The following is a 12,833-nucleotide window of genomic DNA, read 5'->3' as shown; positions in this document are numbered from 1 at the left end:
GGACCTATCGTTCCTTTTTTGGGACTCTTCGGTTTGCGCCAGTGGAAAATATTTCTTTAAGCGAAGCCCTGTTCACCGCCACCCAGCAAAAAGTGTTGGGTTTGTTGTTCGGCAAGCCTGACCAGACGTTCTATGCCAACGAAATTGTGCGCTGGGCGCAGGTTGGTAAAGGCGGCCTGATGCGTGAACTCGATCGATTGCAACGAGCCGGGATCCTCAGCATGACACGAGTGGGTAACCAGACCCATTACCAGGCCAATCCCGCATGTCCTATCTACGCGGAGCTTCTTGGCATCACGCGCAAGACATTCGGTTTTGCCGAGCCTACTGAAAGCGGAGCCACCTGACCGCAAGGAGTGTGAAGGTCTGATGCGCTCGGCTTTGGACAGGCTCAAGGATGCGCACACTTGCACACTGTCGTTTTCCAGCCGGTTCGATTTGGCCTACAACGCCAGCTCTTCGCTTGAGTGGCTATCGATCGGACAAGCGCTATCTGGTATTCCAGTGCCTGATCCATACCACGCAAAGCAGCAAGGTTCAGGTGCGATTGTTTGCGCTGTGCCACGAGCGGCACAATCTCGCCGAATATGAAGGCTATATGGATGAAGATGACGCGCTTCTTGAGCAATTGCTGGAGAGCACGTCGCAGTTGTTGGGTGACGTTCAGCATCGCATGAACTGAAATATCATCACGCAGTGTCGGTGCCAGGCAGCCATTCAGCGCATCCCGCAAATCTTCAGATGCCGAGCCAGAGCGCACGGGTATACTGCGCGCCTTTGCGGCTCACTGATCGGGCCGACTTTCTGTTCCCGGAGCTTTTATGACTTCCCCGACCCAACCGCCGGTTGATGACGCTGTGAGCGACGTCCCGGCTAACGTGGCTGACACCAGCGAAACCAAGGCCGAGATCCCGGCGTTCAAGTTCCCGTTCAAACCGGGCGAGCTGGCCTCGGCGAAAGGCTCGAATCAGCCGTGGTACAAGAATGGCGCGAAGAATGGCCATACCAAGACCCCGGGCATGGCGCCGCCGGGTACGCGTCGGTCGATGGGCAAGCGCTGACATCGGAAAGTGATGGTGCTTGTGCTGGCCTTTTCGCGAGCAGGCTCGCTCCCACATTGGATTTGCGTAGAACCCAAACCTGTGGGAGCGAGCCTGCTCGCGAAGGCAGCCGCTACACCACAAATGTCAGATCAAGCCGCGCGCAATGAAATGAACGCATAAGTCTGCGCCGGCTCGGTGACTACTTGCCCACCCGCAGCCCGCACTTGCCCGGCCACGTCATCGCCAGACAAATGAAACAACCACTCACTCGGTTGCGCCGTTAACGATTGCGCGCTCACTTGGTCGATCACCTGCGCAAACGCATCCATGTTCGGCAAGTACGCGGTGAACCCATCACCCTTGAGCGCAGTGGTGCGAATCCCCAGCGTCGCGCAGATCGCATCCTTGAGTCTGATGTCATCCCGGTCCGCCTGACGCGAACGCTGGATCAGCTCAACCAGTTCCCGATCAACCAACTCACCGCCCACGATCAGCTCCGGTCCCTGTTCCCAGGACTCTGGCGGACAATCCTTGGCAGCCGGATTGAGCGGGATGTGCGGATTGATTTCCGCCGGGTAAATCCGACACACCAGTGGACGCCGCTCGTAGATCCGGCAGCGCTTGTCGTCGTCAAGATTCCGGCAGGGGCCGACGTTGTAGGCGGCGAAAGTGATCGCCACATGAGCATCGGTAGCACCGCTGCGGACCATGGCCGACCGGCGCTCGGCATGTTCGCGCTGCTGCGCTGGCAGGCCCAGACCATTGCCGAGAAAAGCCTCGACCAGCACGATCACCTGACCGCCATCCGCCGCCCACATGCGCGCTTCGGCCAGCGTCAGCGGGACATGGTGGTCGGTGCAGCACTTACCGCAGCCTACGCAGGAAAACGTCGTATTCATTTGAGCGATCTGTCTTCAATCAGGGTGTGAAACGATGGCGGAAAACCACCGCACAGAACCCGGTCGAAGCAAGGACTGCGCCACTCAGTGGGATTTTGTCACCGGGCGAATCGAATCCCACTCGGTGACGAACGCTGTTTTCGACTGTTTGTTGTACAGGCACAGCTCGCTGCCTTGCTGGCCTTTCATGTGCTTTTGCGGGTATTGGCCTTGCAGCAGAACGGCGGTGTAGCCGACGCGGTCATCGAATTGCGCGGGCGTGCCCACCGGTTTGACGTTTTTCAGACCGCTGGCCTTGGTGCAACTGGCGAGCACGGTTTTGTCGTAAGCGGCCCAGGCGTCGGGGCTGGAGGCGTGGGCCTGGGAGGCTAGGGCGGTGAGGCTTAGTAGGGCGAGGGCGATGGCTTTCATGGTTGGGGCGTCCTTGGTCGTGGATGGCCAAGGTTGGAGTCTGCCTGAGAAGGGAAGTTGCGGGTGCTGGCCTCTTCGCGAGCAGGCTCGCTCCCACAGTTTGAAATGCATTCCACCTGTGGGAGCGAGCCTGCTCGCGAAAGCGGTAGATCAGTCGGGCACAAGCTCGCGCCGGACCACATTCATCCCGACACTTTCATACAACCGGCGCGCCCGCAGGTTGTCCTCAAGAACCCTCAAATCGACAAGCCCCTCGCGCCGCTGTTGAAAGACGCTGAAAGCATGCAGCAACAACGCCCGACCCAGACCTCGGCCTTGCATGTGCGGATGCACCACCAGATTCTTGATATAGGCGCTGGTCCAGCACTGCGCCACGCCAACTACACCCTCGGCATCGCAGGCAACAAAACACAACGAGGGGTCGTAGTCGGGATCGCTGACAAACCGCTGCTGCCATTCCTCGAGCGGCGGTACTCGACCGCCACCCTGCAGATGTCCGATTTGCATCAACTGATGCAGCGCTGGTGCCAGCTCCTCGCGGTAAACGGACAACTCAATCCCGGACGGCCACTGCGCATCCGGCACCGCTTCATTCAAGTCGCGCCGCAGCAGAAAGCAAAACGTCTCGACCAAGACTCAGTGCCCGTTGGCCGCGACGTGTTTGGCGGCTTCGATCAGACGCTGGGTCAGCTCCGGCGAGGAGAACTTGGTCAGCACCGCGTTGGCACCGGCCAACCGGGCCTTTTCGCTGTTCATCGCGCTGTCGAGCGAAGTGTGCAGCAGCACATACAAGTGAGCGAAGTCCGGAGTCTCGCGCAGGGTGCGGGTGAAGGCATAGCCGTCCATCTCGGACATTTCGATGTCGGAAACGATCAGGTTGATCTGCTGCGCGGTGCCTTGCAGGTCGAGCAGGCAGTCGATGGCTTCCTTGGCGCTGCGCGCGGTGTGGCACTGCAGACCGAGGTTGCGCAGGGTGTGCACCGATTGCTGCAGCGCGACCTGACTGTCATCGACCACCAGAATGCGCGCGTTGCCGAGCACTTCGGCGTCTTCCATGGTCAGGTCGGTCGGCGCCATTTCAATCTGCGCCGGGGCGATGCTGTGGATGACTTTTTCGATATCCAGCACCTGCACCAGCGTGCCGTCCACCGAGGTCACGCCAGTGATGTAGGCGCGCGAGCCGCCGGAGCCGAACGGTGGCGGCTTGATGTCGGTGGTCAGGCAATGGACGATCTTGCTCACCGCCTGCACATGCAGACCCTGCTTGGAACGGCTGACATCGGTGACGATCAGGCAGCCACCGTTGGGATCCTCCAGCGGCCGCTCGCCGATGGCGCGACTGAGATCGATCACCGACAGCGAGGCACCGCGCAGCGAGGCGATGCCTTTGACGTGCGGGTGCGACTCCGGCAGCTTGGTCAGCGGCGGGCAGGGGATGATTTCACTGACCTTCAGCAGGTTGATCGCCATCAGCTTGCCGCTGCGCAAGGTAAACAGCAGAAGCGAAAGTGAATCTGCGCGGGCTTTGGTGGAGGACATAAGAACCTTCTGTGGATGGGCGAGAGTACAAATCGCCAGAAACCTTTGATGCCGGGTTATCGGCTTGAATGGAGTGGGCTTTAGGTTTGTCGTCACAGATCAAAAGCCCCTCACCCCAGCCCTCTCCCGGAGGGAGAGGGAGCCGACTGGGGGATATTGAAGAACTCCGTCGACCTGAACGTGATTTACCGAATCCGTACCTGACTGGTTCAATGCGTTTTCGATTCAAGCTCTTCGAATCCATAATCGACTCGATTTTTTCAGGTCGATGTATGACGCAAGACATCTCGGTCGGCTCCCTCTCCCGGAGGGAGAGGGAGCCGATTGGGGGATTTTGAAGAACTCCGTCGACCTGAACGTGATTTACCGAATCCGTACCTGACTGGTTCAATGCGTTGTCGATTCAAGCTCTTCGAATCCATAATCGACTCGATTTTTTCAGGTCGATGCATGACGCAAGACATCTCGGTCGGCCCCCTCTCCCCCTGGGAGAGGGCTGGGGTGAGGGGCTTTTGGCACTTGGCGATAATCTTCAGCTTTTCATGCCCAAGCGCTTGGCCATCCGCCCCAGATTCGCCCGATCCACCCCCAACTCGCGCGCCGCACTCGCCCAGTTATCCCGATGACGTTCCAGCGCTGCACTGATCAGGCGCCGCTGAAACTCATCCGTGGCACTGCGCAAATCCCCGCCGATCATTGGCATCTCATTGGCCAAGCCTGCGGTAACAGGCGCAACCACGTCATCCACAAGCTCACGGGGCAAATCCAGATCCGCCGCACTCAGACTCAGGATTTTCGGCCGCACCTTGCAATTACCCAGCGCCTTCAACGCACTGCGCCCGATCAAGTGCTCCAGCTCCCGCACATTGCCCGGCCAGGTGTAGGCGAGCAGCGCTTCCTGCGCATCACCGTTCAAGCGCAGGCTGTTAAGGCCCATGCGCGAGCGGTTCTGCTCGAGAAAAAAGCCGCTGAGCAGTAACACATCGCGGCCGCGATCGCGCAGCGCCGGCACCCGCAGCGGGTACACACTCAAACGGTGATAAAAGTCGGCGCGATAGCGACCGCTGCGCACTTCTTCGGCCAGATCGCGGTTGGTCGCCGCAATCAAACGCACATCAACCTGATGCTCCTTGTCCGAACCCAGGCGCTGCAATTGACCGCTCTGTAATACGCGCAGCAACTTGGCCTGGACTGTCAGCGACAACTCGCCGACTTCATCAAGAAACAGTGTGCCGCCATTGGCCAGTTCGAACTTGCCGCGACGGTCGCTGGTGGCGCCGGTGAAGGCGCCGCGCACGTGGCCGAACAGTTCGCTTTCCACCAGGGTGTCGGGGAGGGCTGCGCAGTTGAGGCTGATGATCGGTTTGTCGGCGCGGGCGGAAGCGGCGTGGATGGCTTGGGCGACCAGTTCTTTGCCGACGCCGGTTTCGCCGGTTATCAGTACGGTCAGGTCGCTGCCGCCGACCAGATTGATTTCTTCCACCAGACGTTTGTGCGCTTTGCTCTGGCCGATCATTTCGCGGTTCTGCTGGCCGCTGGCCTGGCGGTAAACCTCGGCGCGTTGATGTTCATCTTCGGCGCGGGTGGCCAGGCGCTCGATGCGTTCGGCGGCGTTGACCGTGGCCGAGGCGAGGCTGGCGAAGGCTTGCAGGGCGTCGAGTTCGATCGGTTCGAAACGCTCGGGATCCAGCGCATCGAGGGTGATCAGGCCCCAGAGTTTTTCATCGACAAATAAAGGACAGCCGAGGCAGTCGTGGACTTCGAGGTGATCGTCGAGGCCATCGACCAGTCCGTCATAGGGATCGGGCAGTTCGCTGTCGGCGGCGAAGCGCGTCGGACCGGCGCCGGCCAGCAGAATTTCGAACCGTGGGTGTTCGCTGACTTTGAAGCGCCGGCCGAGGGTGTCGGTACTCAAACCATCCACCGCTAGCGGCACCAAGGACTCACCGTCCAGACGCAACAACGCGGCGGCATCGCAGGGCAACAAGGCGCGCATAGCTTCGAGTAAACGCCGGTAGCGCTCACCTTCGGGCAATTCGCGGGACAGGTCAGCGACCAGAGGCAGCAGGGCGGTAAGCAAGGGTTTGGCGGTCATGGTGATGTAGTCAAAGAGACAAAGTGTAGTCCTGATGACTATACGTACCTTTGTGTCGAAATGACTATGTCGGTTTCAACTCTTTGAATTTAAACGATTAATAAGTTGGCACGAAAGCTGATACCTCCAGGGCAATCTTTCAAGAAAGCGCAGGAGTTACCTTATGCTTAGCGTCCAGGATCGTGCCATCGTCAAATCCACCGTGCCACTGCTGGAAAGCGGCGGCGAGGCGTTGATCACGCATTTCTACCGCATGATGCTTTCCGAATACCCGGAAGTACGCCCGCTGTTCAACCAAGCGCACCAGGCCAGTGGCGATCAGCCGCGTGCCTTGGCCAACGGCGTGCTGATGTATGCCCGACACATCGATCAGCTCGACCAGTTGGGCGATCTGGTAGCGAAGATCATCAACAAGCACGTCGCCCTGCAGATTCTGCCCGAGCACTACCCGATCGTCGGCACCTGCCTGCTGCGCGCGATTTCCGAAGTGCTCGGTGAAGAGATCGCCACGCCTGAAGTGATGAGCGCCTGGGGTGCGGCATACGGGCAACTGGCCGACATCCTGATTGGTGCGGAAACCGCGATCTACGACCAGAAGGAACACGCCGTCGGCGGCTGGCGCGGTGCGCGGGAGTTCATCGTCGCGGCGAAAGTGCAAGAGAGCGCGGAAATCACCTCGTTCTACTTCGAACCGGCGGAAAAAGGGCCGATTCTTGCGGCTGAGCCGGGTCAGTACATCGGCATGAAGCTGCACCTCGATGGCGAAGAAATCCGCCGCAACTATTCGCTGTCGGCACTGGCCAAACACGGCCAGTACCGCATCAGCGTCAAGCGTGAACCGGGTGGCCGCGCGTCGAATTATCTGCATGATCAACTGCAGGTCGGCTCGAGCATTCAACTGTTCCCGCCATCCGGCGAATTCACCCTGGCGGCCAGCGACAAACCGCTGGTGCTGATCAGCGGCGGCGTCGGTATTACCCCGACGCTGGCGATGCTGGAAGCGGCGTTGGAGACCGAGCGTCCGGTGCATTTTATCCACTGCGCGCGCAACGGCAGCGTCCACGCGTTCCGTGACTGGGTCGATGGGTTGGCGGCCCGTCATCCACAGCTCAAGCGCTTCTATTGCTACGCCGAAGAAGACGGCGTGAGCCCGGCGGCGGACAAGGTCGGCCTGCTCAGTGAAGAGCTGCTCGGCGAATGGTTGCCGGCGCAGCGTGATGTCGATGCGTATTTCCTTGGCCCTAAAGGCTTCATGGGCGCGATCAAGCGGCATCTGAAAGCGTTGGGCGTGCCGGAGAAACAGAGTCGTTACGAGTTCTTCGGGCCGGCTGCTGCTCTGGAGTGATCTGAAACCGAGTTGTCTCGTTCGCGAGCAGGCTCGCTCCCACCGGATTTGTGTCTGAGGCAGATCCATTGTGGGAGCGAGCCTGCTCGCGAATCTTCTACGCGCCGCAAAGCCATGTTGGTTAATCATTCCTTAACCGCTCTATCGTTTATTGCCCCGGTGTAGACTTGCGACAATTTCAGCCGCCGGCCGGCTGGACCATGGACTTACAAAGGAAAGGCAATGAGCGAGGAAACGATGCGGTTGGGGCGTGAGCGGCGCTATCTGGTGTTGCTGGGGATCATCTGCCTGGCGTTGATCGGCGGTGCGCTGTACATGCAGATCGTCTTGGGTGAGGCACCGTGCCCGCTGTGCATTCTGCAGCGCTATGCATTGCTGCTGATCGCACTGTTCGCTTTCATCGGCGCGGGCATGCGCAGCCGTCGCAGCATCACCGTGTTCGAAACGCTGGTGGTGATCTGTGCGCTTGCTGGGGCCGCTGTGGCCGGGCATCACGTCTATACGCAGTTCTATCCGGCGGTGAGTTGTGGCGTCGATGTGCTGCAGCCGATTGTCGATGATCTGCCGCTGGCGAAGATCTTCCCGCTGGGCTTCCAGGTCGACGGTTTCTGTTCGACGCCGTATCCGCCGATCCTCGGTCTGTCGCTGGCGCAATGGGCGCTGGTGGCGTTCGTGCTGGTGATCATTCTGGTGCCGCTGCTGACCTCGCGTAATCGAAAAGCGCTGCGCTGAGTCAACTTCTCGGCAGCGCTGCCGATAAACAAAACGCCCCGATTTTCACTGCTGAAAATCGAGGCGTTTTGCATTTCAGAGCGTTTGTGAAAACACCGTGACGAACGGCAATGAAGCGTGCGGCAAATGTGCGACATGTTGTCACACAGGAGCTGTCGCAGGGACTCGGGAAGCGGTGGATTGGCCGCCTGTTACATAAAAACATTGGCCAGTTTTATCGTTTTCGGGCTTCAGCACAGACGTACCAGAGCAGGCAGTTTTAACAGGCGCCGGCAGATGGGCGAAGCCCTTGGAACATCGGGCTTTGCGCCGATCCAGCGTTTGTAGATCGCGTGCAGGGCTGTCTGATTTGACGCGGTTACGCTGACAGGTTTTGCCGCTTTTATTGAGAAGCGCTTTCGATAACCTGCGCAACTTTTGCAAAAATGGCGAGGGATTGTTGCTCTGAGTGATAAAAATTATTTCGGGATAAGACATGGTGTATAGGGCGCTACCTATCTACAATCGCCCGCACTGAATTCCCGACGCTGTTCAGCCTTTATCAAGGAACTGATCAGGAGGTCGGGTGTCGAGCGAGCCGCGAGGCTTTCGAGACACCCTTGTGTCGGTGCCTTTCCAATTTTCCGCACCAAATGGAATTGGTCTGTAACAAGGCCTTTGACCACGAATTCGAATAAGAACTGAACGCTGTCCCAAGGTTTTGTCGAGCGTGAGACGCGCGACGGGCGGCCCTTATTCAATCCAAAGAAAATGCCAACCCTTGGCAGGGTGAAGTGTTGGCGATCAAAACCCAACTGCATTGCGCAAGCTGCTTTAGAGGTCGTGAGATGAGTAAAAACAGGTACCCCAGATTACTAGGCCTAGTGCCGCTGCTCGGCACGTTGTTGCTGGGAGGCTGCAACATGACCTTGCTCAATCCAACGGGCCAGGTCGGCCTGGAACAGCGCAACCTGATCATCACCGCCACGCTGCTGATGCTGTTGGTCGTCGTGCCGGTCATCGTCATGACCTTCCTGTTTGCCTGGAAGTACCGCGCTTCAAACAAGAACGCCGTCTACACGCCGAAGTGGTCGCACTCGACCAAGATCGAAGTGGCCGTATGGACCATCCCGGTGCTGATCATCATCGCCCTGGGCTACATCACTTACATCTCGACTCACGAGCTGGACCCGTATCGTCCGATCGAGTCTGACGTCAAGCCTGTGACCATCGAAGTCGTCGCGCTGGACTGGAAGTGGCTGTTCATCTACCCGGAACAAGGCATTGCCACGGTCAACAAGATCGTGTTCCCGGCGCACACGCCAATCAACTTCAAGATCACCTCCGATGCCGTGATGAACTCGTTCTTCATCCCGGGCCTGGGCGGCCAGATCTACGCGATGGCGGGCATGCAGACCAAACTGCACCTGATCGCTGACCGCAACGCTGAAATGGACGGTATCTCCGCCAACTACAGCGGCGCCGGTTTCACCGGTATGAAATTCAAGGCTATCTCCACCACTCAGGAAGATTTCGACGCCTGGGTAAGTGAAGTCAAGAAGTCGCCTAAACAGCTTGATCAGGCTGAATACGCGGCCCTGGCCAAACCGAGCCAGAACAACCCAGTCGAACTCTACTCGTCGGTCACGCCGAACCAGTTCCAGATCATCGTCGACAAGTACGAAGGTATGAAGCCGGGCAAGCCGCTGAAGCACGAGAAGAAAGAGAAAGAAGTGGCGGCCACGGATATTGACGCGGGTTCGCATTCAGCTGCCGGGGCAGAGGAGTAAACGATGTTTGGTAAATTAAGTTGGGAAGCAGTCCCATTCCACGAGCCGATCGTGATGGTGACCATCGCCATGATCGCCCTCGGTGGTCTGGCACTGTTCGCTGCGATCACTTACTTCAAGAAGTGGACGTACCTGTGGACCGAGTGGCTGACTTCGGTCGACCACAAGAAAATCGGCGTGATGTACATCATCGTCGCCATGGTCATGCTGCTGCGCGGCTTTGCCGACGCGATCATGATGCGTACCCAGCTGGCCATGGCCACCGAGGGTTCGCCTGGCTACCTGCCACCTGAACACTATGACCAGATCTTCACCGCTCACGGTGTGATCATGATCATCTTCATGGCGATGCCATTCTTCACCGGCCTGATGAACCTTGCAGTGCCGCTGCAGATCGGCGCGCGTGACGTTGCGTTCCCGTTCCTCAACTCCCTGAGCTTCTGGCTGCTGGTGTCCGGCGTTGTGCTGATCAACCTGTCGCTGGGTATCGGTGAATTCGCCAAGACCGGTTGGGTTGCGTATCCGCCGCTGTCGGGTCTGCAATACAGTCCTGGCGTGGGTATGGATTACTACATCTGGGCGCTACAGCTATCCGGATTGGGTACGACGTTAACCGGGGTCAACTTCCTCGCGACCGTACTGAAAATGCGTACCCCTGGCATGAAACTGATGGACATGCCGATCTTCACCTGGACCTGCACCTGGGCAAACGTTCTGATCGTGGCTTCGTTCCCGATCCTGACCGCGACCCTGGCACTGCTGACCCTTGACCGTTACATGGATTTCCACATTTTCACCAACGAACTTGGTGGCAATCCGATGATGTACGTCAACCTGTTCTGGGCGTGGGGCCACCCTGAGGTTTACATCCTGATCCTGCCGGCCTTCGGTATCTTCTCGGAAGTGATCTCGGCCTTCACCGGCAAGAAACTGTTCGGCCACCACTCGATGATCTACGCTTCGGGCGCGATCTCGGTACTGGGCTTCATGGTCTGGCTGCACCACTTCTTCACCATGGGTTCGGGTGCAAGCGTCAACGCCTTCTTCGGTCTGGCGACGATGCTGATTTCCATCCCGACGGGTGTGAAGCTGTTCAACTGGCTGTTCACCATCTATCAGGGCCGTCTGCGCTTCACCAGTCAGGTGATGTGGACTCTGGGCTTCATGGTGACCTTCGCCATCGGCGGCATGACCGGCGTTCTGCTGGCCATCCCGGGTGCTGACTTTGTGCTGCACAACAGCCTGTTCGTGATCGCGCACTTCCACAACGTGATCATCGGCGGTGCGGTATTCGGTTACATCGCTGGCTTCGCGTTCTACTTCCCGAAAGCGTTCGGCTTCAAGCTGCACGAAGGCTGGGGCAAAGCAGCGTTCTGGTTCTGGATTTCGGGCTTCTTCGTCGCGTTCATGCCGCTCTATGCACTGGGCTTCATGGGCATGACCCGTCGTCTGAACGCCACCACCAACCCTGAGTGGGTACCGTACCTGTACGTTGCCATGTTCGGTGCGGTGATGATTGCTGCCGGTATCGCCTGCCAACTGATCCAGCTGTACGTCAGTGTGCGTGACCGCAACAAGCCAGAGAACGTTTGCGATCACGGTGACCCGTGGAATGCACACACCCTGGAATGGTCGACCTCGTCGCCACCACCGTTCTACAACTTCGCTGTGCTGCCTAAGGCTGACTGCATCGACCCGTTCACCGAAGCCAAGGAAAACGGTACTGCGTACCAGCGTCCGGCCAAGTACGAGCCGATCCACATGCCGAACAACACCGCCACTGGCGTGGTGATGGGCGCGCTGTTGACCGTCTTCGGTTTCGCGATGATCTGGCACATCTGGTGGCTGGCGATCGCGAGCCTGGTGGGCACCGTCGTTTACTTCGTGATCCACGCTGCACGTGACGACCAGGGCTATATGGTTCCGGTTGAAACGATCGAGCGTATCGAAGCCGAGCAGCACAAGCGTCTGGTCGCGGCAGGGAAAATCCCGGCCAATGCCACCCGTGTTGAAACCTCGTTGGAACAGGCTTAAACCATGTCGAACTTAGTGACCAATGTTGGACACGCCCATGGTGACCATGGGCACGATGACCATCACCACGACTCGGGCGAGATGACCGTATACGGTTTCTGGCTCTACCTGATGACCGACTGCATTCTGTTTGCGTCGATCTTCGCGGTGTACGCAGTACTGGTAAACAACGTTGCCGGTGGCCCGTCGGGCCACGACATCTTCGAACTGCCATACGTGCTGGGCGAAACCGCTCTGCTGTTGTTCAGTTCGATCACCTACGGCTTCGCCATGCTGGCGTTGTACAAGGGCAAGAAGCAGGCGGTCCTGGGCTGGTTGTTCATGACCTTCCTGCTCGGCGCGGGCTTCATCGCCATGGAGATCAACGAGTTCCACCTGCTGATCTCCGAGGGCTTCGGTCCTAGCCGTTCGGGCTTCCTGTCGGCGTTCTTCACCCTGGTCGGTACCCACGGTCTGCACGTTTCGGCCGGTCTGATCTGGATGGGCATCATGATGTATCAGGTCAACAAGCATGGCCTGACGTCGACCAACAAGACCCGTCTGAGCTGCCTGAGCCTGTTCTGGCACTTCCTGGACGTGGTCTGGATTTGCGTCTTCACCGTTGTTTACCTGATGGGGACTCTGTAATGGCTAATGCACACTCCCATGACAGCCACGATGCTGGCCACGGCAGCGTCAAGTCGTACGCCATCGGCTTCATCCTGTCGGTAATCCTGACCGTCATTCCGTTCGGTCTGGTGATGTACCCGACCCTGCCGAAGTCGACGACGCTGGCAATCGTTCTGCTGTTCGCAGTGATCCAGGTGATCGTTCACCTGTATTACTTCCTGCACCTGGACCGTTCCATTGCACAGCGAAACAACGTGATCGCATTCGTCTTTACGGCGATCGTGATCGTGCTGCTGGTTGGCCTGTCGCTGTGGATCATGTTCAGCATCCACACGTACATGATGGCGAAGTGAGGTA

The 12,833-nt window shown here is 58.5% G+C and carries 12 protein-coding genes and 2 pseudogenes; 9 read left to right on the top strand and 5 right to left on the bottom strand.

Going from position 1 to position 12,833, the window contains the following annotated elements:
- Positions 1–41: 41 nt before the first annotated feature.
- From GXB78_RS09115 to GXB78_RS09105, 3 genes and pseudogenes are all read left to right on the top strand, one after another.
- Positions 42–326 (top strand): annotated as a pseudogene (locus GXB78_RS09115) (transcriptional regulator); the annotation flags it as partial.
- Positions 289–682: pseudogene (locus GXB78_RS09110) on the top strand (hypothetical protein). The pseudogenes GXB78_RS09115 and GXB78_RS09110, both read left to right, overlap by 38 nt.
- Positions 683–821: 139 nt before the next feature.
- On the top strand, positions 822–1,061 hold the full coding sequence (locus tag GXB78_RS09105; RefSeq protein WP_329515159.1) for a hypothetical protein: 240 nt from the start codon (positions 822–824) through the stop codon (positions 1,059–1,061).
- 131 nt (positions 1,062–1,192) lie between these two features.
- Here the strand turns inward: GXB78_RS09105 and GXB78_RS09100 are convergent, their stop codons facing one another.
- From GXB78_RS09100 to norR, 5 genes are all read right to left on the bottom strand, one after another.
- A complete protein-coding gene (locus GXB78_RS09100; RefSeq protein WP_329515158.1) occupies positions 1,193–1,942 on the bottom strand; it encodes a YkgJ family cysteine cluster protein in 750 nt (249 codons plus the stop codon).
- 84 nt (positions 1,943–2,026) lie between these two features.
- The gene (locus GXB78_RS09095) at positions 2,027–2,353 is read right to left on the bottom strand and encodes a hypothetical protein (RefSeq protein ID WP_329515157.1); all 327 of its coding nucleotides are present in this window, start codon (positions 2,351–2,353) and stop codon (positions 2,027–2,029) included.
- A gap of 150 nt (positions 2,354–2,503) precedes the next feature.
- A complete protein-coding gene (locus GXB78_RS09090) occupies positions 2,504–2,986 on the bottom strand; it encodes a GNAT family N-acetyltransferase (protein ID WP_329515156.1) in 483 nt (160 codons plus the stop codon).
- A 3-nt stretch (positions 2,987–2,989) separates the two neighbouring features.
- Positions 2,990–3,892 (bottom strand): chemotaxis protein CheV, encoded by a 903-nt coding sequence (locus GXB78_RS09085; RefSeq protein ID WP_016773296.1) that lies wholly within the window; start codon positions 3,890–3,892, stop codon positions 2,990–2,992.
- Positions 3,893–4,424: 532 nt separating this feature from the next.
- On the bottom strand, positions 4,425–5,987 hold the full coding sequence (gene norR, locus GXB78_RS09080; protein ID WP_329515155.1) for a nitric oxide reductase transcriptional regulator NorR: 1,563 nt from the start codon (positions 5,985–5,987) through the stop codon (positions 4,425–4,427).
- Positions 5,988–6,150: 163 nt separating this feature from the next.
- Between norR and hmpA the strand changes: the two genes are divergently transcribed.
- The 6 genes from hmpA to cyoD all read left to right on the top strand — a co-directional run bounded on the left by hmpA (position 6,151) and on the right by cyoD (position 12,829).
- Positions 6,151–7,332 carry an NO-inducible flavohemoprotein gene (gene hmpA, locus GXB78_RS09075; protein ID WP_329515154.1) on the top strand — a complete coding sequence of 394 codons (1,182 nt, stop codon included), beginning with the start codon at positions 6,151–6,153 and terminating at the stop codon, positions 7,330–7,332.
- Positions 7,333–7,554: 222 nt separating this feature from the next.
- Positions 7,555–8,064, top strand: coding sequence for a disulfide bond formation protein B (locus GXB78_RS09070; RefSeq protein WP_329515153.1), 510 nt, complete (start codon positions 7,555–7,557; stop codon positions 8,062–8,064).
- 827 nt (positions 8,065–8,891) lie between these two features.
- Complete coding sequence (gene cyoA / locus GXB78_RS09065; RefSeq protein ID WP_024014231.1) at positions 8,892–9,833, top strand: ubiquinol oxidase subunit II; 942 nt, start codon at positions 8,892–8,894, stop codon at positions 9,831–9,833.
- Between the two features lie 3 nt (positions 9,834–9,836).
- Positions 9,837–11,867 (top strand): cytochrome o ubiquinol oxidase subunit I, encoded by a 2,031-nt coding sequence (gene cyoB / locus GXB78_RS09060; protein ID WP_039761405.1) that lies wholly within the window; start codon positions 9,837–9,839, stop codon positions 11,865–11,867.
- A gap of 3 nt (positions 11,868–11,870) precedes the next feature.
- Entirely contained in the window at positions 11,871–12,494 is a 624-nt protein-coding gene (gene cyoC / locus GXB78_RS09055; RefSeq protein ID WP_016773303.1) for a cytochrome o ubiquinol oxidase subunit III, read from the top strand.
- Complete coding sequence (cyoD, locus tag GXB78_RS09050) at positions 12,494–12,829, top strand: cytochrome o ubiquinol oxidase subunit IV (RefSeq protein ID WP_011335842.1); 336 nt, start codon at positions 12,494–12,496, stop codon at positions 12,827–12,829. The genes cyoC and cyoD overlap by 1 nt, the downstream gene beginning before the upstream one ends.
- Positions 12,830–12,833 lie beyond the last annotated feature (4 nt).

Source organism: Pseudomonas moraviensis subsp. stanleyae (assembly GCF_036283065.1).
In the GTDB taxonomy this organism is placed as follows: domain Bacteria; phylum Pseudomonadota; class Gammaproteobacteria; order Pseudomonadales; family Pseudomonadaceae; genus Aquipseudomonas; species Aquipseudomonas stanleyae.
Note: the sequence above shows the minus strand (reverse complement) of the source record. Positions and strands in the feature narration are given on the sequence as shown.